Origin of the sequence: Curtobacterium sp. MCBD17_040 (assembly GCF_003234805.2) — a bacterium.
GTDB lineage: Bacteria > Actinomycetota > Actinomycetes > Actinomycetales > Microbacteriaceae > Curtobacterium.
In genome coordinates this window covers 3,358,157-3,379,300 of sequence record NZ_CP126273.1, presented here as the reverse complement: position 1 = coordinate 3,379,300, position 21,144 = coordinate 3,358,157, and the positions used below count along the sequence as shown (strand labels likewise).

General features: G+C 69.8%; 19 protein-coding genes. 14 read left to right on the top strand and 5 right to left on the bottom strand.

All coding sequences use genetic code 11. The annotated features are described in order from the left end of the window. Positions 1-417 precede the first annotated feature (417 nt). The 8 genes from rpmH to DEI94_RS15880 all read left to right on the top strand — a co-directional run bounded on the left by rpmH (position 418) and on the right by DEI94_RS15880 (position 5,620). Complete coding sequence (gene rpmH, locus DEI94_RS15915) at positions 418-555, top strand: 50S ribosomal protein L34 (protein ID WP_053546712.1); 138 nt, start codon at positions 418-420, stop codon at positions 553-555. Positions 556-564: 9 nt separating this feature from the next. Next, positions 565-924, top strand: a complete 360-nt coding sequence (gene rnpA / locus DEI94_RS15910) for a ribonuclease P protein component (RefSeq protein WP_111026524.1) — start codon at positions 565-567, stop codon at positions 922-924. After that, positions 921-1,364: a membrane protein insertion efficiency factor YidD gene (gene yidD / locus DEI94_RS15905; RefSeq protein ID WP_111035757.1), complete on the top strand. Its 444-nt coding sequence runs from the start codon at positions 921-923 to the stop codon at positions 1,362-1,364. The genes rnpA and yidD overlap by 4 nt, the downstream gene beginning before the upstream one ends. A 9-nt stretch (positions 1,365-1,373) precedes the next feature. Continuing rightward, a complete protein-coding gene (gene yidC / locus DEI94_RS15900; protein WP_111010778.1) occupies positions 1,374-2,348 on the top strand; it encodes a membrane protein insertase YidC in 975 nt (324 codons plus the stop codon). Continuing rightward, entirely contained in the window at positions 2,345-2,884 is a 540-nt protein-coding gene (locus DEI94_RS15895) for a Jag family protein (protein WP_375334607.1), read from the top strand. The genes yidC and DEI94_RS15895 overlap by 4 nt, the downstream gene beginning before the upstream one ends. 58 nt (positions 2,885-2,942) lie before the next feature. Beyond that, positions 2,943-3,581, top strand: coding sequence for a 16S rRNA (guanine(527)-N(7))-methyltransferase RsmG (rsmG, locus tag DEI94_RS15890; protein WP_111026590.1), 639 nt, complete (start codon positions 2,943-2,945; stop codon positions 3,579-3,581). Between the two features lie 96 nt (positions 3,582-3,677). After that, a complete protein-coding gene (locus DEI94_RS15885) occupies positions 3,678-4,571 on the top strand; it encodes a ParA family protein (RefSeq protein ID WP_111026523.1) in 894 nt (297 codons plus the stop codon). After that, entirely contained in the window at positions 4,571-5,620 is a 1,050-nt protein-coding gene (locus DEI94_RS15880; RefSeq protein ID WP_111026522.1) for a ParB/RepB/Spo0J family partition protein, read from the top strand. Before DEI94_RS15885 ends, DEI94_RS15880 begins: the two co-directional genes overlap by 1 nt. A 1,173-nt stretch (positions 5,621-6,793) precedes the next feature. Here DEI94_RS15880 and DEI94_RS15875 read toward each other — a convergent pair. From DEI94_RS15875 to murJ, 5 genes are all read right to left on the bottom strand, one after another. Further along, positions 6,794-7,756 (bottom strand): D-alanine--D-alanine ligase family protein, encoded by a 963-nt coding sequence (locus DEI94_RS15875; RefSeq protein ID WP_111026521.1) that lies wholly within the window; start codon positions 7,754-7,756, stop codon positions 6,794-6,796. Positions 7,757-7,839: 83 nt separating this feature from the next. Then, positions 7,840-9,147, bottom strand: coding sequence for an aminotransferase-like domain-containing protein (locus tag DEI94_RS15870; protein WP_111011923.1), 1,308 nt, complete (start codon positions 9,145-9,147; stop codon positions 7,840-7,842). A gap of 203 nt (positions 9,148-9,350) precedes the next feature. Beyond that, positions 9,351-9,677 carry a thioredoxin gene (gene trxA / locus DEI94_RS15865; protein WP_111010772.1) on the bottom strand — a complete coding sequence of 109 codons (327 nt, stop codon included), beginning with the start codon at positions 9,675-9,677 and terminating at the stop codon, positions 9,351-9,353. 96 nt (positions 9,678-9,773) lie between these two features. After that, entirely contained in the window at positions 9,774-10,781 is a 1,008-nt protein-coding gene (gene trxB, locus DEI94_RS15860; protein WP_111011922.1) for a thioredoxin-disulfide reductase, read from the bottom strand. Between the two features lie 108 nt (positions 10,782-10,889). Continuing rightward, positions 10,890-15,308 carry a murein biosynthesis integral membrane protein MurJ gene (murJ, locus tag DEI94_RS15855; protein WP_220038794.1) on the bottom strand — a complete coding sequence of 1,473 codons (4,419 nt, stop codon included), beginning with the start codon at positions 15,306-15,308 and terminating at the stop codon, positions 10,890-10,892. Positions 15,309-15,416: 108 nt separating this feature from the next. Here murJ and DEI94_RS15850 point away from each other — a divergent pair, with 108 nt between their 5' ends. The 6 genes from DEI94_RS15850 to dnaB all read left to right on the top strand — a co-directional run bounded on the left by DEI94_RS15850 (position 15,417) and on the right by dnaB (position 20,950). Further along, a complete protein-coding gene (locus tag DEI94_RS15850; protein WP_111026520.1) occupies positions 15,417-16,844 on the top strand; it encodes a CCA tRNA nucleotidyltransferase in 1,428 nt (475 codons plus the stop codon). A gap of 180 nt (positions 16,845-17,024) precedes the next feature. Continuing rightward, complete coding sequence (rpsF, locus tag DEI94_RS15845; RefSeq protein ID WP_111010769.1) at positions 17,025-17,396, top strand: 30S ribosomal protein S6; 372 nt, start codon at positions 17,025-17,027, stop codon at positions 17,394-17,396. 3 nt (positions 17,397-17,399) lie between these two features. Continuing rightward, the gene (locus DEI94_RS15840) at positions 17,400-17,948 is read left to right on the top strand and encodes a single-stranded DNA-binding protein (RefSeq protein ID WP_111010768.1); all 549 of its coding nucleotides are present in this window, start codon (positions 17,400-17,402) and stop codon (positions 17,946-17,948) included. 50 nt (positions 17,949-17,998) lie between these two features. Beyond that, positions 17,999-18,259, top strand: coding sequence for a 30S ribosomal protein S18 (rpsR, locus tag DEI94_RS15835; protein WP_066517360.1), 261 nt, complete (start codon positions 17,999-18,001; stop codon positions 18,257-18,259). Between the two features lie 14 nt (positions 18,260-18,273). Continuing rightward, the gene (gene rplI, locus DEI94_RS15830) at positions 18,274-18,726 is read left to right on the top strand and encodes a 50S ribosomal protein L9 (RefSeq protein ID WP_111010767.1); all 453 of its coding nucleotides are present in this window, start codon (positions 18,274-18,276) and stop codon (positions 18,724-18,726) included. A gap of 862 nt (positions 18,727-19,588) precedes the next feature. Next, complete coding sequence (gene dnaB / locus DEI94_RS15825) at positions 19,589-20,950, top strand: replicative DNA helicase (RefSeq protein ID WP_375334608.1); 1,362 nt, start codon at positions 19,589-19,591, stop codon at positions 20,948-20,950. Positions 20,951-21,144 lie beyond the last annotated feature (194 nt).

The window sequence follows — 21,144 nt, the reverse complement described above, 5'->3', positions numbered from 1 at the left end:
GGCGCGCTCGTCTCCTCTGGTCGGTCGACGTGGACCGACGGTCGCTCCGGCCGGCTCCCGCACAGCGCCGAGGTCGCCCGCGAGTCGTGGGCGGACCACTCGGCCGTACACAGGGTTGTCCACAGTGTTCTCCACGAGTCGCGGATCGTGCTCGTGCCCGGTCCCGCCGGGTGATCACGGGCCGCGCGCCCCTGGATCAACCCACTGTAATTGCTCGCGGCGCGTCGGACGCAACCGGAGTTGTCCCCAATGTGGAGAATGAGCGGTTGGTCCCGTTCGTTTGACCCACGGCCCCTCCTCACGTACCGTTGAACGGTTGACTGCGGCCAATCGGTCGCGCCCAGAGCGTCCGTTCCCATCGCGTCAACGGACCCAACGTGACCGGACCGCCGCGAGCGTCCGTGTGGAGACGAGATCATGAGCAAGCGCACCTTCCAGCCGAACAACCGCCGCCGCGCCAAGAAGCACGGCTTCCGCGCTCGTATGCGGACCCGCGCCGGCCGTTCCATCCTGGCCGCCCGCCGCAGCAAGGGCCGCACCGAGCTCTCGGCCTAACCCCCGGGGTTGTTGGCCCGAGCCAACCGGATCGTCCGAGGTGACGACTACCGATCCGTCGTGCGTCGTGGTCGCAGGAGCGCCACGGCGCACGCCGTCGTATCGGTGGTCGTCCGTGCCGATGCCGATCCCACCCGGTTCGGGTTCATCGTCTCGAAGGCGGTGGGGAACGCGGTGACCCGGAACCTCGTCCGCCGCAGGCTCAAGGCCATCGCCCACGAACTCGTCGTCGATCACCCTTCCGGGCTCGATGTGGTCGTCCGCGCACTGCCAGCCGCCGCGCAGGCCGGCTGGCCTACCCTCATCGCAGATGTCAGGCAGTGCTTCAGTCGGAGCACGAGCCAGAGCAAGGGTGTGAACAAGGCATGAGACGAGCACTGTCGGCCGTCGCGTTGCTCCCGCGCAACGTGTGCGTGGTGGTGCTGCGCGCGTACCGCGCGGTCGTCTCCCCGCTGTACGGCGAGGTCTGCCGGTACCACCCGTCGTGCTCGCGGTACGCACTCGAGGCCATCCAGCAGTACGGCGTCGTCGTCGGCTCCAGCATGGGCGCCTGGCGTATCGCCCGGTGCAATCCGTGGGCGGCCGGTGGCATCGACGACGTCCGGGCTCGGACCGCGCCCTATCCCGTGACCCGCTTCGGGTTCGTGCTCCCCCGCCCAGCCGGCGACACCCGCGCGCTCGGCACCCGCCGGCTCGACGGCACCCCCGTCCTGGAGACCCGCCCCGTGGACGGCACCCACCGTTCGGCCCCGCAGGCCGCCCCGACCTCCCGGCGTCGCCGGTTGACACCGCACCCCCGAAAGGCGTGACCGCTTCTCATGGAGTTCCTCGAAAACACGATCCTCTGGCCACTCAAATGGGTGGTCTCCGCGATCCTCGTCGGTTTCCATTCGTTGTTCGCGGCCATCGGCATGGACCCGAACGCCGGGATCACCTGGGTGATCTCGATCATCGGTCTGACCCTCGTGGTGCGGGCGGCGCTGATCCCGATCTTCGTCCGGCAGATCAAGAGCCAGCGGCGGATGCTCGAGGTCGCGCCGCAGCTCAAGAAGATCCAGGACAAGTACAAGGGCAAGAAGGACCAGTTCTCGCGTGAGGCCATGTCCCGCGAGACGATGGCGCTGTACAAGGAGACCGGGACGAACCCGCTGAGCTCCTGCCTGCCGCTCATCATCCAGATGCCGGTGTTCCTGAGCCTGTACTCGACGCTCCACACCGCTCAGATCGACAAGACCGGTATCGGCCTGCTGACCACGCCACTGGCCCATTCGTTCGGTGTCGCGAAGCTGTTCGGCGCTCCCCTGCACGAGACGTTCCTCAGCGCCACGGGCTGGGAGGTCCGCCTCATCGCCGCCGCGATGGTCATCATCATGACCGTCTCGCAGTTCGTCACGCAGCTGCAGATCGTGGCCAAGAACATGTCGCCGGAGACCAAGGCGAGCCCGATGTACCGGCAGCAGCGGATGATGCTCTACGTCCTCCCGCTCGTGTTCGTGTTCTCGGGTCTGAGCTTCCCGCTCGGCGTCATGTTCTACTGGCTCGCCTCGAACGTCTGGACGATGGGGCAGCAGTACGTCGTGATCCGGCGCATGCCGACGCCGGGGTCCGAGGCGGCGCTCGCCCGTGAAGCCCGGCTCGCCCGGAAAGCGCAGCGACGTGGCGCGACCGCCGGTGGCGCTCTCGCCGCCGTGAACGACATCCGCGTGACCGAGATCGAGCGTCCTCGCCCGACGACCCAGCGGCAGCAGCCGGTGGGCAAGAACCGCGCCAAGAAGAACGGGAAGAAGTCGTGACCGACGACGAGCTGCTGACCGAGGACGCGCCCGTGTCCGACGAGCCGACCACCGAGGCACCGGTCGACGACGTGGAGGGCGTCGACGACGAGGTCCGTGATGAGGGCGACATCGCTGCCGACTACATCGAGGAACTGCTCGACATCTGCGATCTCGACGGTGACATCGAGATCGAGGAGCGCGGCGGCCGCGTCTACCTCTCGGTGACCGATCAGGGTGGCGCGCTGCGGGTGCTCTCGAAGCCCGACACGGTGTCGGCGCTGCAGGAACTCACCAGGATCGCCGTACAGGCCGAGACCGGCGAATTCAGCCGTCTGATCCTCGACGTCGGTGGCTCGCGCGATGCTCGGGCTTCGGAGCTCGGTCGGCTCGTGGACACGGCGATCGAGCGGATCGAGGCCGGGTCCCCGAGCGCGGCGCTCCCGCCGATGTCGTCGTACGAGCGCAAGCTCGTGCACGATCTCGTGGCCGAGCGCGGCTTCCACTCGGAGTCCGAGGGCGAGGGCCGCGACCGGCACACGGTCGTCACGCGCTGACGTGGTTGACAGCACGGACGAGCGTTCCGCGTCTGGTGAGGGCGACGTGGAGATCGCCTTGACCGAGAGGTTGCCGGTCGAGCCAGAGCCCGACGCTGCCGCGGCGGTGTTCGGCGACCACCTCGAGCAGGTCCGGTCCTTCACGCAGGAACTCGCGCGACGTGGCGAGGAGCTCGGGTTGATCGGACCCCTGGAACTCCCACGGCTCTGGAAGCGACATATCCTCAACTCGGGTGTGGTCGGACCGCTGCTCCTCGAGGGAGCGAAGGTGGGTGACGTCGGATCGGGTGCGGGACTGCCGGGCCTCGTGCTCGCCATCATGCGGCCTGACGTCGAGATGACCCTCATCGAGCCGATGGAGCGGCGCGTCGAGTGGTTGCGTGGTGAAGCGGACCGGCTTGGGCTGCAGAACGTGCGGGTGCTGCGCGCCCGAGCCGAGGACGTCGCGGATGACCTCGTGCTCGATCAGGTGACGGCCCGCGCGGTCAGCGCCCTGAGCAAACTTATCCCGATCACCGTTCCACTCGTCCGCTCGGGCGGCCAGTTGCTGCTCATGAAGGGGGCCCGGGTCGATGCCGAAGTCGATGCGGCACGGAAGGTGATTCTTCGGAAGCGCCTGACGGGCGTCGATGTCATCGAGCTCGGTGCGGGCGTGGTGGAGGAAAGGACCCGGGTCTTCCGGGCTACAGTTGATTGACGTTCCCGTGCGGAGTGTCTGGTCGAGCATCGGACGACTGCTCGCCGCAGCCGCACCAACGTTTCACGTGGAACATCGAGGCGGGGAAGTGCATTCGTGAGTTCATCTACTGACTTCGACGCGACCACGCCACTCGCGCGCGAGATCGCCGACCTCAATCGGCGGCGACGCGCGCTCGCGACGCAGCAGTTCCCGTTGCCCGAGGAGACGCGCGTGTTCACCGTGTCGAACCAGAAGGGCGGCGTCGGCAAGACGACAACGACGGTCAATCTCGCGGCCGCGCTGGCCCGTGGCGGCGCTCGCGTGCTCGTCATCGACCTCGACCCGCAGGGGAATGCCTCGACGGCGCTTGGCGTGGACCACCGCGCGGAGGTCGCCAGCATCTACGACGTGATCGTGGATGAAGCGCCACTCGCCGGCACCATGCAGCAGAGCCCGGAGTCGGAGAATCTGTTCTGCGTGCCGGCGACCATTCACCTGGCGGGCGCAGAGATCGAGCTGGTGTCCCTCGTGGCGCGTGAACAGCGCCTCCGGACCGCGCTGCAGCAGTTCCTCGACGGCGTCGACGAGCCGTTCCACTACGTGTTCATCGACTGCCCGCCGTCGCTGGGTCTGCTGACGATCAACGCGTTCGTGGCGGCCCGTGAGGTGCTCATCCCGATCCAGTGTGAGTACTACGCGCTCGAGGGGCTGAGCCAGCTGCTCCGGAACATCGAGCTGATCGAGCGGCATCTCAACCCGGCGTTGCGGGTGTCAACGATCCTGCTGACCATGTACGACGGCCGGACCAATCTGGCGAACCAGGTCGCGACCGAGGTCCGTGAGCACTTCGGCGACCAAGTCCTCGCCACGCTGATCCCCCGGTCCGTGCGCATCAGTGAGGCTCCGAGCTACGGGCAGAGCGTCGTCAGCTATGACACGAATTCACCAGGGTCGCTCTCGTACTTCGAGGCGGCCGCAGAGATCGCAGCACGAGGAGCGAAGCACTGATGGCACCGAAGCGGACCGGACTCGGCAGGGGCATCGGCGCGCTCATCCCGACGAGCCCCGAGCAACAGGAGCGTCCGGTCGACGTCTTCTTCCCCACGAACACGAGTGCTGCGACCAGGGACCCCGCGACGACCGCGACGGATGCCGTCGCTGCGATCCTTGCCGACGGAGCGTCGCCGAACAGCGTCGGCCAGACCGCCGATGAGCTGGTTGCCGTGCCCGGCGCTCGCCTGGCCAATCTCAACCCCCTGGACATCGTGCCGAACGCCCAGCAGCCACGCTCGGAGTTCCGCGAGGAAGAGCTCCAGGAGCTGGTCCACTCGATCCGCGAGATCGGCGTCCTGCAACCGATCGTCGTTCGTCCCATCGCGGGCGCGGCCGGAACCGAGCCGCGGTACGAGCTCATCATGGGTGAGCGACGGCTGCGGGCCACGAAGGAGCTCGGCCTCGGCACCATCCCGGCGATCATCAAGGAGACGCCTGATGACGCGATGCTGCGCGACGCGCTCCTCGAGAACCTGCACCGTGCGAACCTCAACCCGCTCGAGGAGGCATCGGCCTACCAGCAGCTCCTGGCGGACTTCGGGATCACGCAGGAGCAGCTCGCCGCACGTATCGGGCGTTCGCGGCCACAGATCACGAACACCATCCGCCTGCTCCGACTGCCGTCACCGGTGCAGCGGCGCGTCGCAGCCGGTGTCCTGAGCGCTGGCCATGCTCGCGCGATCCTCTCGGCGCCCGACGCCGAGGCGATGGAGTACCTCGCCGAGAAGATCGTGAACGAGGACCTGTCTGTCCGGGCCGCTGAGGCAGCCGCAGCGGCACTCTCGGCCAAGACGCCCTCGGTGCGGCCGCGGACGGAGCCGTCCAAGCGGCAAGCTCATCTCAACGACCTCGCGGAACGCCTCGGTGACCGCCTCAACACGCGCGTGAAGATCCAGCTGGGGTCGCGCAAGGGCACGCTGAGCATCGACTTCGCAACGATCGAGGATCTCAATCGGATCCTCGAGGACCTGCGGAACGAGGCAGTCGCCGACGCGGCGTCCTGACGTTTCACGTGGAACATCGTGAGGCGCGTCGGCCGGTGGCGTCCGAAGGGCGTCTGCGGCGCTGATCACGATCAGCTCGATGCGTGGCTCGCGCCCTGATCGTGCATTCTGCGCACGCCGTCCTTGGACCAGTCGAGCCGCTGGTGCGACCGATCCGGTGTGGCAACGCGTGCGCTGATGGTCGTGCGACGGTGGGAGTCGAGAGACTGGCGTGGCGAGCACGTTCCACGTGAAACAAGGGCCGCCCTCCTGCTGGTCGCGCCGCAGCCGGTGCGCGTGACGCCGCGGCGTTGCGCGCGGACCGCGAACAAAGCGTGACGCGATGCAAACGGAGGATGACTTGACGGCCGTCGCGGGGATGGAACTACGAGCACTGGGAGTCGGGTCCCCCCCGCAGATGGCAACGCCACGGCACGACGAGCGGCTTGGCCGCGGTGTCTCGACGACGACGGACGGCAGGCCGGAGATCGCTGCAAGAGGTTGACCGCGGCGCTGGTGGCTCGCGCTCGGATGAGCGCGGGGGATCGCGCCGGGACGTTGATCGGGTCCGCCAGAGTGGCAGCGAGACGGGCGGCGGTTGGGCCGTCAGGTGGGCGGCGAGTCGGGTGACGCGTGAGGCGGAGCGCGAGGCGTCGGATGGGCGGCGATCCGGGCAGCCATCCGGGCGGCGCGTGAGGGGACCACGATGGGTGATCCTCGCAGCCACCGCGGGCGTACGCGGCCGTCGCGAGGCCGGGTGTGCGGATCGTGATCGGTGCGCCTCGGCGCGCCTCGTCGCCCAGGTGGGCCGTCCTCGGCACCCGGGCGGCGAACAGGCTACGCTCGGTGGACGCGGAGCCGGGCCACCGCAGCGCACGATCGCACAGTCGTGTCCCGGCGTCCTCGGTCTGCTGTTGTTCGGCCGCCACGCAGATCGTGCTGCCGCTGTGCGCCCGGTACGCCGATCAGCTTGCTCCTGCGGGGACAACTGCGGGGCCCGACCGCACGCCGATCAGGACGACCGGTGGCCAACTCCGGCCGTCGCGTTCACCCTCGCCATGCCACAGAACCGAGTCGTCTCCAGCTGCGCCTGGAGCAGCCGAATGTTTCACGTGGAACGCGCGTGCACTGCGCTGCCCGGGACCGGCCCGCGCTGCTCGGGACCGGGCTGATCCCCCGTGGGACAGACGACCGCTACCGGCGATGGTCGCGGATGGCCTGCTCGGCGAGTTCGGCATAGACCCACCCGAGGTCATGACCGGAGGCCAAGAGGGCCTGCGGCACGAGCGACGTCTCGGTGAGTCCGGGAAGGACGTTCACCTCGAGGAACCACGGTGTCTCAACCGCGTCGACGATCATGTCGACGCGCGAGATGTGCCGGAGGCCGAGCGCGACGTGTGCGGCGACTGCTGCCTCGGCCGCCGCCGCTGCGGCTGCGGCCGACAAGCGCGCCGGGGTGTAGAAGGTCGTCTCACCAGCGTTGTACCGCGCCTCGTACCCGTACACGCCCGATCGCGGGACGATCTCGACGGGAGCGAGGGGCACCGGGCCATCACCGGTGTCGACCACCCCGACGGCGATCTCGGTCCCGGTGATGAGCTGCTCGACGATGACGTCGTCGCAGTAGGTGTACGCCGTGACCATCGCTCGCGGCAGATCGGCCGTGTCGTGGACCAGGGTGACGCCCTGCGCGCTGCCACCGCGGGCGGGCTTGACCACGAGGGGGATCGGGTGCTCGTCCGCGATGGCCGCGAGCACGCTGACGGCGCCGAGTTCGCGGAAGACGTCGTGCGACAGGGTGACCGATCGCGGCGTGCGAACGCCCGCCCGAGCGGCGAGTGCGGATGCGGTCGGTTTGTCCCACGCGAGGCGAGCCGAGGTGGCGCGCGAACCGACGAACGGCACGTCGAGTGCCTCGAGGATGCCGCGGAGCGCGCCGTCCTCACCGCTGGCGCCGTGGAGCGCGGGCCAGACGACGTCGGGCTGAAGTTCGCGCAGCGCGGGCAGCAGCGTCGCGTCGGCGTCCCGGAGATCGACCTGCCAGCCGTAGCCGATGAGCGAGTCGGCCACGCGTCGTCCGGAACGGAGCGAGATGTCCCGCTCGTGCGAGATGCCCCCCGCGACGACGACGACGTGACGACGGGCGAACTCCACCATGATGCGTTCCTCGAGTGCGGCCGCGCGGCGCGCGGCGTGATGAATCCCTGGTCAGGAGCGGTCGGCCGAGACGGCGACGCGGGTCAGGACATGTTCGGCGGCGGTGCGGAGACCGTCTGGGCGGGGTCGGTGATCGGCGCCGGCCGGGCGGCGGTGCCGAAGGTCTCGATGAGCTCGAGTTCATCGTTCACGACGGTCGCGAGCCGCTTCACGCCGGTGCGGATCTGCTCCGGTGTGGGGTAGCAGAAGGAGAGACGCATGTGTCCGCCCCCGCGGCCGTCCGCGAAGAACGCGGTACCCGGCGTGTAGGCGACGAGTTCCTTGACCGCGCGGGGCAGCATCGCCTTGGAGTCGAGCTGGTCCGGCAGCGTGAGCCACACGAAGAACCCGCCGTTCGGCGTGGTCCACCGCAGGTCGGGGAGGAACTCGGCGAGGGCGGCGAGCATGGCGTCGCGGCGCTCCGCGTAGAGACCGCGGAAGGTGGTGATCTGGGCCTTCCAGTCCGCGGCATCGAGGTACGCGTTCACGACGTACTGTCCGAACGAGTTCGGTGCGAGCACAGCGGATTCGTTCGCGAGCACGAGCTTCTCGCGGATGGCGTGCGGCGCGAGGGCCCAGCCGACGCGGAATCCCGGGGCGAGGGTCTTCGAGAAGGAGCCGAGGTACACGACGCCGTCCTCGTCGATCGAGCGGATGGCCTGCGGCGCCGGCTCGTCGAACCAGAGGAGACCGTAGGGGTTGTCCTCGAGCACGAGGATCTGGTTCGACCGGCAGATGTCGAGGATCTCGATGCGGCGTTCGCGGCTCATCGTGACGCCCGCGGGGTTGTGGAAGTTCGGGATGGTGTACAGGAACTTCATGCGCTTGCCGGCGGCCCTGAGGCGGGCGATGGTCTCGCGCAGGGCCTCGGGGACCAGGCCCTGGTCGTCCATGGCCACGTGCACGGTCTCGGCCTGGTACGAGCGGAACACACCGATCGCACCGACGTACGACGGCGACTCCGCCAGGACGACGTCGCCCGGATCGATGAACAGCCGCGTGACGAGGTCGAGGGCGTGCTGGGAACCCGTGGTGACGACGACGTCCTCGGCGCTCGCACGGACGCCCTCGAGCGCCATGATGTCGACGATGTGCTCACGGAGGGTCCGGAGACCCTGGCCGCCGCCGTACTGCAGCGCCATGGCAGCGTCGTGCTCCATGACCCGGTCGATGGACCCGGTGACGAGCTCGCGGGGGAGCGCGGACACGAACGGCATGCCGCCGGCCAGGGAGACGACCTCGGGGCGGGATGCGACGGCGAACAGTGCTCGGACCTCGGATGCGCTCAGCCCTGCGGTGCGCTGGGCGTAGGAGTCGTACCACGGGTCGAGGCTGGTTCCCCGGTCGGTCATCGCATGGTCTCCGATCACTCGGGCGCCGATCGCGGACGACGACGCCGACGCCGACGGACGGCGTTCCGGCCACGATACGGCATGCCCGTGCACGCCCGTCGGTCCCCGCGCAGGCCAGTTCCGGACGCGTGGCTCCGCGTGGATGACGGAAGCCCCGCCTCCCGGATCGGGAGACGGGGCTTCAGGAGCCGTCGGGGCTGGTGTCAGACCAGGAACTCGGCCAGGTCGGCCTCGAGCGCCGGCTTCGGCTTCGCACCGATCACGGTCTTGACGACCTCACCGCCACGGAAGACCTTCATCGCGGGGATCGAGGTGATCTGGTACTGCATGGCGGACTGGGGGTTCTCGTCCACGTTGAGCTTGACGATCTCGATCTTGTCGCTGTGCTCCGACGCGATCTGGTCGAGGATCGGGGAGACCGCACGACACGGCCCGCACCACTCGGCCCAGAAGTCGACGAGGATCGTCTTGTCGGACTGCAGCACGTCGCTCGAGAACGACGCGTCGGTCACTGCCTTGGCGTTGGACATGGTTCCTGCTTCCTTCGGTTGGTCGTTGTGGACAACATCGACGTCCGTGTCGCTATTCCGTTGGACGGGAGGCACGGCGCGGCCGGGCGCGACCGCTCAGCTCCCGACCGTGGCCGGCTCGACCGGCGAGATCGTGACGGGCTCGACCGGGACCGGACCGTCCGCCAGGGCGGCGAGCTCGGGCTCGAGGTCGGCGAGGAACTTCTCGGCGTCGAGGGCCGCCACCGTGCCGGAACCGGCCGCGGTGATCGCCTGCCGGTAGGTCGGGTCGATGACGTCACCGGCCGCGAAGACGCCGGACAGGTTCGTGCGCGACGAGCGTCCGTCGACGGCGATGGTGCCCTCGGGGGCGAGGTCGACCTGGCCGTGGATGAGGTGCGTACGCGGGTCGTTGCCGATCGCGATGAACAGACCGTCGAGGGGCAGCTGCGACTCCTCGCCGGTGGTGGTGTCGCGGAGCGTGACGCCCTCGACCGAGGTCTCACCGTGGATGGCGACGACCTCCTTGTTCCACGCGAACGCGATCTTCGGGTCGTTGAACGCGCGGTCCTGCATGATCTTCGACGCGCGCAGGACGTCCTTGCGGTGGATCACCGTCACCGTGTCGGCGAAGCGGGTGAGGAACGTGGCTTCCTCCATCGCGGAGTCGCCACCGCCGACGACGGCGATGTTCTTCTGGCGGAAGAAGAAGCCGTCGCAGGTCGCGCACCACGACACGCCGTGGCCCGACAGGCGCTGCTCGTCCGGGAGGCCCAGGTTGCGGTAGGCGGAGCCGGTCGCGTAGATCACGGCGAGCGACTCGTAGGTCTGGCCGCCACCGACGGTGACCTTCTTGACGTCGCCCGTGAGGTCGACGGACACGGCGTCGTCGTACAGGATCTCCGCGCCGAACTTCTCGGCCTGCTCCTGCATCTTCATCATGAGGTCGGGGCCTTGGATGCCCTCCGGGAAGCCGGGGAAGTTCTCGACCTCGGTGGTCTTGGTGAGCTCGCCGCCGGTCTCGACGCTGGACGCGACCACGAGGGGCTTCAGCTCGGCGCGCGCGCTGTAGATCGCGGCCGTCAGCGCGGCGGGACCGGAGCCGATGATGATGAGCTGGCGCATGCCTGGTGCCCTTTCGTCGTGAACGTCCTGGAGGACCGGACCGGTGCCTCCCGGTCCGATCGGATCAACACATGGTACCGGCGGCGCATTCCGCCGCTCGGCCCGCGTTCAGCGTCCGAGACGGGCCCGGAGGAGGCCCACCGCGCTTCGGATCTCGCCGTTGCGCGTGAGGACGAGCACGGCCACGTACACGACCACCATGGCGGCCGCGGTGAGCGCGAGGGTGATGAGCGCACTCGTGACGTCCGTCATCGCGAACCCGCCGGCTCGGAACGCCCCGAAGAACGCGGCGACGGCGACCCCGGCGGCCCCGGCGACGATCGCGGCGACGACGAACTGCACGTGCGAGCGCGTCACGGCGCCGCCCTCGATGCCGGCGAGGCGTCGGCGGACGATGACGAGCGCGACGACGGTCTGGGCGCTGCCGGCGAGCGTGGTGGTGATCGCGACGCCGACGCCGATGGCCGAGCCGGGCAGGGCCGCGACGGCGAGCGCGCCGATGACGAACAGCCCGGACTGCACGAGCTGCATGAAGAACGGCGTGCGGTGGTCGTGGAGGGCCCAGAACACCCGCTGGATGATGAACAACATGCTGAACAGCACCAGGCCGGGCATGTAGGCGACGAGCACGAAGGCCATCGACCGGACGTCCGTGAAGGCGTGCTCGTAGATCCGGGCGAACGGGAACGCCAGGACGATGAGGGCGACCGACGCGAACACGGTGAACAGACCGACGATCCGGAGCGACTGCGACAGGTTCCGGCGGACCGCGGCGATGTCACCCCGTTCCGCGTCGTGGCTCATCCGGGTGAAGTAGGCGGTGGCGATCGACACGGTGATGATCGAGTGCGGCAGCATGAACAGCAGCCACGAGTTCTGCAGCGTCGCGTTGCCCGCGCCCGTGCCGAGGGACGCCACCCGCGACTGCACGATGCCCGCGAGCTGCGTCACGAGGATCATGAGGAACAGCCAGCCGGCCGCGGTGCCCGTCGCCTTGAGGCCCACCCCGCGCCACCGGAAGTCGGGACGGAACCCCAGGCCGGCACGACGCCAGAAGAGCAGCAGGAACGCCGCCTGCACCGCGACGCCCAGAGTGGCGCTCCCCGCGAGCACGGCGATCTTCGTCGGCGTCCAGTCGCCTGCGTCGCTGTTGAGCCCGCGCGTGCCGAAGAGGGCGATGAACACGACGAGCCCGGCGATCGCGATGACGTTGTTGAGGAGCGGCGCCCACGTGAAGGGCCCGAACACCTGGCGGGCGTTGAGGACCTCGCCGAGCAGCGAGTACAGCGCGTAGAAGAGGATCTGCGGCAGGCACCAGAACGCGAACGCGACCGCCAGTGCGGTGGTGTCGTCCGCGAAGCCCTTGCCGCCGCTGCCCGCGGACTGGCTGTACAGGTGGACGAGCAGGGGCGCGATCGCGGTGGCGACGACGGTGACGCCGAGGAACACGATGCCGCCGAGCGTGACGATCCGGTTGATGTACGCCTGACCGCCGTCGGCGTGCTGCTTCATCGAGCGGACGATCTGCGGGATGAGGACCGCGCTGAGCAGGCCGCCCGCGATGAGCGCGTAGATGTTGTTCGGCAGCTGGTTCGAGACGGCGAAGGCGTTGGCGGCGGCGCTGCCGGACTGGCCGATCGCGGCCGCGAGGACGAACGTCTTGGCGAACCCGAGGACGCGCGACACCATCGTGCCGATCGCGAGCAGGGCGCTGGCCCGGCCGAGGCCGCGTTCCGCCGGGGCGGTCGGGGCAGCGCCGCCGGTCGGAGCCGCGCCGCCGGTCGGGGTCGCGCCGCCGGTCGGAGCCGCACCGTCGATCGCGCCCGCTGCCGCGACCGCGCCCGCCCCGACGGCCGCGTCCGTCGTGCCCGGGGTGCCGGCGGTGGGTGCCGCGGCACCGATGGGGGTCCCGGCGAGTGGAGCCGTGCCTCCCGGCCGAGCGGTCTGGAGGTCGTCGGTCACGTCGTTCCGTTCTCGTGCGCCCGTCGGGCGTGCAGCGGCGACGGCGGCGGGTGTGGCGACGGCCGTGGATGCGGTGGCCGCGGGGGCCGGGGCCGACGCGGCCACCGGCTGGTCGTCGAGCGGACGGTTGGGGTCGTCGTCGTCCTCAGGAGGCGCGCCACCGGACCGGCGACGGAGGCGTCGGCGGATGTTGCGCAGGATCCCGAGGCCGAAGATCACCACGACCGCGGCTCCGGCGAGGCCGGTGATGATGGTCTCCCACTGGGCCTGCACGTTGATCTCGACCGCGCTCGGCTGCGCGACGCGCGTCCCGGTGGAGCTCGTCAACGTGAGCTGGAGCTGCACCTTGCCGTTCGCGACGGACTGCACGGGGAATGTGATGCGCGACTGCGACTCGGGCTGGACGGTGACCTGGAGCGCGTTCTTCTCGACCCGGAGGAACGAGTTCGACGGCGTGACCGTCAGGTAGACGGTCACGGGGAACTCGGACTTGTTGCGGACGGAGATCGGCAGGGACGACCGGTCGCCGAGCAGGGTGATGGAGCTCGAGTCGACGATCCCGACGGAGTCGACGACGGCGTTCGCGCGTTTCACCCGGACGGCCACGGCACGCTGCAGTCCCGCGAGGTCGGTCGTCCACGCGGTCGAGGCGAGGGCGAGCGTGTGGAGCCGGGTCGGCGCCGTGAGGTCGGTGGGGGTGGTCAGGGCGGTCGAGAACGCGGTGACGGCACTCTCGGACTGGACGAGCTGGCGGAGCTGCGCGAGGCGGTCGTCGGGCTCGGCGTGGTTGCTCACCGAGACGCTCGTCGGCGCGGTGCCGATGGTCGTCGAGAGGTCCGTGGGCGAGACCCACGGCATCGACTCGAGCGCGTCGAGCGTGTCGGACATGCGGGTCGGGTCGGTCGGCCATGAACGGTCGAACGTCAGGAGGATCGGGGCGGAGGTGCTCGCCTGGCGCGTCGTCGTCGCGAGGGTGGCGGTGAGCGCCGCCATCGCGCTCTGCCACGACGCCTGATCGGGTGCGTCCGCGGCGTCGTCGAGGAGCGCGCTCAGCCGTTCGTCGGACACGAGGAGGTCGGCGGTCCCGGCCTTGGCGGAGGCGGCGACCGTGGTGTCCGCGCCGGCCGTGGTGTTCCCGTTCGCGACGATGGTGTGCTGGTAACCCCCCTTGGCGAGTACCGGGAGGTCGTCCGAGGTGACGGTGTCCTCGTCCGGCCAGGCGATCGAGGGCAGCGTGTACGGGAAGTCGAGCAGGGTCTGCATCGTCGGCAGCGTGGGCGCGGCGGGTGTGGGCTCGCCTCCCGGCTGACCCGTGCCGGGCGCCGGGGTTGCGTCGGTGCCGGCGGTCGTTCCGGTTCCGGCCGCCGTTCCGGTCTCACCCCCGGTGCTGGTTCCGGCGCCGGCGCTCGTCCCCGTGCCTCCACCGGCCGACGTGGACGGGCCTGCACCGGCGGTCGGCGCCGCGCTCGCGGCGGCCGCGCCGGCGCCGCTCGCACCGTCCGTCGTCCCGGTCGCGGTGGCGGTCGGCGTCGGCGTGACCGCACCGGGGAAGTGCCGTGGGTCGACGTCCTGGTCGAACGAGATCGGCGTGAAGACGCCCGGCGCTCCCGCCTGCCGGAGGCCCGTCAGGTCGGCGTCGGCGTAGGGGAGCGCGAACGTCTCGTTCCGGGCGGCGGTCAGACGGTCGAGCCAGGTCATCGCGGACTCGGGGGCGTCCTGGCCCAGGAGCCGGATCGAGACGATGATCCGCGGGTCGATGCCGATCGCGACGTTGTGGTCGATGGCGGCGTCGAGCTGCGCCGTGAGCGTGCCGTCGACGGCGGTGTCCGCGGCGAGCTCCGACGCCGACAGCGTGGTCGACGTCGTCGCGGGCACGGTGATCGGCATCACGACGGAGACGTCCGTGGGCTGCTGCGTCAGCGACGGGTACCAGGTGATGGCCGAGCGGCCGACGACGTCGACCGAGCCCGACGCGTACGAGACCGCGAGGCGGCGCGCGCCGAACGAGTAGCCGTCGAGGCCGACCGTGGCCGACGGGATCGTGATGTCGGTCATCGTGACCGTGTGGTGCGCGGGGACCACCGGGACGTCGAAACTCGTCAGGTAGGAGCCGAGGTAACCGTCTGAGCTGGTGTCCTCGAGCCAGTCCTCGAGGTCGGACCGGTCCCCGGTCACGCTCCGCGACAGGGAGACGTCCGCGGTGGTCGCCGCGAGGTCCGTGTCGGTGCCGTTCGTCACGGTGACCGTCAGGGTGAGGTCCTGGTCCGTCTTGAGCACGCCCTGGTCCGTCGCCGCCACCGACAGGGAGGCCGTGGTCGCCGTGGTGGGCGCCGCTGCGTTCTTCTGCGCGGGGTGGGTGGGCGCGGGCGTCGCGGTGCTGGCGTTCGTGCCGGTGGGACCGGGGGTCGCGACCGCGCGTGCACTGCTCGTGGCCGACGCGGCGTGGCCGCTGCTGGCCGCTGCATGGCTGCTGCTCGCCGCCTCCGCGACTCCGGGCGCGCCGACGACGCCGAGGGCGACCAGCGCGGTCACCGCGGCGGCGAGTGGCGTTCGGAGGATGTGCATGGAAGAGGCGCCCGGGACCGTCCGGGCCTCGGACGAGTGTAGGAGGCCCAGCCGGAGACGCAGCCGAGGAGGCACGGCACGGCCGGGTTCTGGGATGATCGACGGGTCATGCCCTCCGTCGCACACGCCGTGGAACGCCTCGGTCACCTCGCCGAGTCCGCACCCGTCGCCACCCTGGCCGCCGCCTTCGCCGAGGCCGGCCACGAACTCGCGCTCGTCGGCGGTCCCGTCCGCGACGCCTTCCTCGGCCGGCCCGTGACCGACCTCGACTTCACGACGGACGCCCGGCCCGACGAGATCCTCCGGATCGTGGAACCGATCGCGAGCGCGACCTGGGACGTCGGGCGACAGTTCGGCACCATCGCGGCCCGCGTGCGTGGCGAGCAGGTCGAGATCACGACGTACCGCAGCGACGTGTACGACGGCGAGACCCGGAAGCCCGAGGTCGAGTTCGGATCGGCCATCACCGAGGACCTGGTCCGCCGGGACTTCACCGTCAACGCGATGGCCCTGCGACTCCCCCAGCGCGAGCTCGTCGACGTGGCCGACGGCGTCGAGGACCTGCTCGCCGGTCGCCTGCGCACCCCGCAGAGCGCCGTCGTGTCCTTCCGCGACGACCCGCTCCGCATGATGCGTGCGGCACGGTTCACGGGCCAGCTCGGGTTCACCGTGAGCGACGACGTCCGCGCCGCGATGACCGAGCTCGCCGGCTCGATCGCGATCGTCTCCGCCGAGCGCGTGCGCGACGAGTTCGTCAAGCTGCTCGCCACGGACGACCCCGTGCCCGGGCTGCGCCTCCTCGTCGACACGGGCATCGCCGAGCGGGTGCTGCCGGAACTCCCGGCGATGCAGCTCGAGATCGACGAGCACCACCACCACAAGGACGTCTACGAGCACTCGCTCACCGTGCTCACGCAGGCGATCGGCTACGAGCACGAACGGCACGCCGGCGACGCGCCCGACATCGTCCTCCGCGTCGCCGCATTGCTCCACGACATCGGCAAGCCCGCCACCCGCCGCCTGGAGCCCGGCGGCGTCGTGAGCTTCCACCACCACGACCTCGTCGGTGCCAAGCTCGCCCGCAAGCGGCTCCGCGCGCTGCGGTTCGACAACGAGACCGTCGCCGCCGTCACGAAGCTCATCGAGCTGCACCTGCGGTTCTTCGGCTACACGGACGGCGCGTGGACGGACTCGGCCGTGCGCCGCTACGTCCGCGACGCCGGCGACCAGCTCGAGCGGCTCCACGAGCTCACCCGCTCGGACGTCACGACGCGCAACCGCCGCAAGGCCGACCGGCTCGGGTTCGCGTACGACGACCTGGAGGACCGGATCGCCGCCCTGCGCGACCGGGAGGAACTCGACGCCATGCGTCCCGACCTGACGGGCGACGACATCATGCGGATCCTCGGCATCCGCCCCGGGCGCGAGGTCGGCGAGGCCTACCGGTTCCTGCTCGAGGCCCGCATGGACGAGGGGCCCCTCGGACCCGACGAGGCGGAGCGTCGCCTGCGCGCCTGGTGGGCCGAGCGGGGCTGATCCGCACCACCCGACCACGGTGCGGGCGTTCGGGCTGGGGAGAACGCTTGCCGGGCCTCCCGGCCGTCGGCTAGTCTTGTCAGGTTGTGCCCACCGCCTTCGTGGTGGTCGCACACATGCATCAACCCTCCTGCTCCGGAAAGACCGGAGCCGTTCTAGACCAAGGGAGGTGGGTTCCGCATGCACCAGTACGAACTGATGGTCATCCTCGACCCCGAGATCGACGAGCGCACGGTCGCTCCGTCGCTCGACCGGTTCCTCGCAGTCATCCGCAACGACGGTGGCACCGTCGACAACGTGGACGTCTGGGGCCGTCGTCGTCTCGCGTACGAGATCAACAAGAAGTCCGAGGGCATCTACGCCGTCGTCAACATGACGGCGAACGCCGACGCCGCCAAGGAACTCGACCGCCAGCTCGGTCTCTCCGAGGCCGTGCTCCGCACCAAGGTCCTCCGCGCCGAGGAGGCGATCGCCCAGGTCGCCGCCGCCAAGAAGCTCTCCGACGAGCGCGCCGCCCGCAAGGCCGCGGCCGCCACGAAGAGCGCCGAGTAGCCCGTGGCCGGCGAGACCGTCATCACGGTGGTGGGCAACCTCACCAGCGATCCCGAGCTGCGGTACACGCAGAACGGCCTCGCGGTGGCGAACTTCACCATCGCGTCGACACCGCGCACGTTCGACCGTCAGGCGAACGAGTGGAAGGACGGCGACGCGCTGTTCCTCCGTGCGAGTGTCTGGCGTGAGTTCGCCGAGCACGTCGCGGGATCGCTGACCAAGGGCTCGCGCGTCATCGCGCAGGGTCGTCTGCGTCAGCGCTCCTACCAGGACCGCGAAGGCCAGCAGCGCACGAGCATCGAGCTCGAGGTCGACGAGATCGGCCCCTCGCTCCGCTACGCGACCGCCCAGGTCACCCGCGCCTCCGGTGGTGGTGGCGGCGGTGGCCGCGGCCAGGTCGGTGGCGGCAACGGTGGCGGCGGCGGCGGCTACAACGGTGGCGCGCAGTCCGACGAACCGTGGTCCCCGCAGGGCAACCAGGGTGGCAACACGTCCTCGTCGGACGTGTGGAACACCCCGGGCGGCACCTACGACGACGAAACCCCGTTCTGATCAGTCGGCTCCCCCGCTGATCCGGAAACAGAACTAGAAGGAATCCCCCAATGGCTGGAAAGAGCAGCGGCGACCGCCGCAAGCCTCGCGGAGGCAAGGGCGGCAAGAACGCCGCCCCCGCGAAGTCGATCAAGGTCGGCGTCATCGACTACAAGGACGTCGCGACCCTGCGCAAGTTCATCTCCGAGCGCGGCAAGATCCGTGCCCGCCGTATCACCGGCGTCTCCGTCCAGGAGCAGCGCCTCATCGCCCGTGCCGTGAAGAACGCCCGCGAGATGGCGCTCCTCCCCTACGCCGGCTCCGGCCGCTGATCGGAGGATCACCCATGTCGAAGCTCATCCTCACCCACGAGGTCTCCGGCCTCGGTTCCGCCGGTGACGTCGTCGACGTCAAGAACGGCTACGCCCGCAACTACCTGATCCCGCAGGGCTTCGCCGTCGCGTGGTCGCGTGGTGGTCAGAAGCAGGTCGAGTCGATCCAGGCCGCCCGCGCCGCGCGCGAGCTGGCCACGATCGAAGAGGCCCAGGACCTCAAGCTCAAGCTGCAGAACGCCGTCGTCACGCTGACCGTCAAGGCCGGCAAGGACGGCCGCCTGTTCGGCTCGGTCCGCCCGGGCGACGTCGCCGACGCCGTGCAGGCGCAGGGCATCGGCTCGCTCGACAAGCGCAAGATCGAGGTCCCCGGGTCGATCAAGTCCGTCGGCGAGCACGAGGCCACGGTCCGGCTCCGCGAGGACATCGTCGCGACCATCGCGCTGAAGGTCGTCGCCGCCAAGTAGTTCCGTCCGGGCCGGCGCTGCCGGTCCGACCGCCGAGGGCGGGTCTCCCAGTCGGGAGGCCCGCCCTTCGTCGTCCCCGCAGCCTCGTCCGGCTTCGCTGCTCTTCGACAGTCCGGCGGTCGTCCGACATCGGATCGGCGGTCGTCGGATGCACACGCACGAGATGCGGTTGCATGCGACGACCCGACTGCTGTCGGACGACAACGGTCCTGTCGATTCGGGCCCCCTGTCGGGAGGCGCGGTGGCGGTCCGTCCCGCCGGCCGGGACCGGGGCGAGGCCGGTGGGGTACGCGTGTCCTCCTGGTTGCGGACAGCAACTCCGCGTGGTTCCGGCGCGCGCCCAGCGACACCCGTCGCGCTGTTGACCCGGGGACCGTTCCGGGGGACAAGTGCGCATGTGGTGGGGCTGGGAGCGTGGGACGTGGTACTCCACATCAGGCCGCCCTGTCCAGGTTCTATGCACAGGCAGGACGTCAAGTCGGGAACCTTCAACCGGCACTCTAAACAACGTTGTGCACACACGGTGTGCAACCGGAAAAGCCCGGTCAGAAGCGGTTTATTTCGCCCCTGTCCCCGCTCCTCCACAGGAGTTTCCACAGTTGTCCCCACCGCTTTCCGGCGTGTTCCCCGTGTCATCCACAAAGTTATCCACAGGACCTCTTGCTGGGGATAACTTCGCTCCCCTAGCCTGCGGGAGCGACTCGGGCAGGGGGCATGGAACGGGTCGTCACGGGACCGGAACGACCGTCGCGCTCGAGCCGCGAGGGTGGTGTCGGGGGGTGGCGGTACCAATGGTGGGACGGGCCTCCCGGATCATGCTCGAACGGCCCGGACAGGCCGACCAGGACAGTGAGGAGTCTGCGTGTCGATCGCGCATCTCGGTGCACCACCGGACATGGCCGAACGGGGCATGGAGCGGACGCCGCCCCACGATCTGCTGGCCGAGCAGTCGACCATCGGCGGCATGCTGCTGTCGAAGGACGCCGTCGCCGACGTGATCGAGACCGCGCGGGGCGTGGACTTCTACATCCCCAAGCACGAGGTCATCTTCGACGCGATCCTGTCGCTGTACTCGCACGGTGAGCCGACCGACGTCATCGCGGTGACCGACGAGCTCACCAAGACGGCCATGCTGTCCCGGGCCGGTGGCGCCGAGTACCTGCACTCCCTGACCTCGCTCGTGCCCACGGCGGCCAACGCGGGCTACTACGCCGCGATCGTCGCCGAGAAGGCCGTGCTCCGTCGCCTGGTCGAGGCCGGCACGCGCATCGTGCAGATGGGCTACGCGTCCGAGGGTGAGGTCACCGACCTCGTCAACAACGCCCAGGCCGAGGTCTACAACGTCGCGGGTGGCGTGCAGACCGAGGACTACGTGCCGCTCACCGAGGCCATCGGCTCCGCCATCGACGAGATCGAGGCCGCCAAGGGCCGCGACGGGCAGATGACCGGCGTGCCGACCGGGTTCGCCGGGCTCGACGCCCTGACGAACGGGTTCCACCCCGGCCAGCTCATCATCGTCGCGGCGCGCCCGGCGCTCGGCAAGTCGACGCTCGCCCTCGACCTCGCTCGCGCCGCCGCCGTCAAGCACAACCAGACCGCGGCGTTCTTCTCGCTCGAGATGGGCCGCTCCGAGATCGCCATGCGCCTGCTGTCCGCCGAGTCGAGCGTGCCGCTGCAGAACATGCGCAAGGGCACCGTCGACGCCCGCGACTGGACGACCATCGCCCAGACCCGCGGTCGGATCAACGACGCCCCGTTCTTCATCGACGACTCCCCCAACATGACGCTCGTCGAGATCCGAGCCAAGTGCCGGCGGCTCAAGCAGCAGCACGACCTCAAGCTCGTCGTCATCGACTACCTGCAGCTCATGACGAGCGGCAAGCGGGTCGAGAGCCGCCAGCAAGAGGTCTCGGAGTTCTCTCGCGCGCTCAAGCTCATGGCCAAGGAGCTCCAGGTCCCGGTCATCGCGCTCTCGCAGCTCAACCGTGGCCCCGAGCAGCGCGCGGACAAGAAGCCCCAGATCTCGGACCTGCGCGAGTCGGGCTCGATCGAGCAGGACGCCGACATGGTCATCCTGCTGCACCGCGAGTCCGCCTACGAGAAGGACAACCCGCGGCAGGGCGAGGCGGACTTCATCGTCGCGAAGCACCGCAACGGGCCGACGGACACGATCACGGTGGCGTTCCACGGGATGTTCTCGCGGTTCGTGGACATGCCGCAGTAGGGGAACTTGTCGCCCCGCACGCAACGTGTCTCCTCCGCGTTCAACTTGTCGCCGAACGGTTCACGGTGAGACGTTCCGGTCCACGACGCGACGCGAGGGCCGCTCCGCTCGCGCGAGGCGTCCGCATAACGTGCCTTGACTGAGAGAGGTCGCGGACCACCTATGTGAGACGGGGCTGGCAGCGAGCGCGAGGA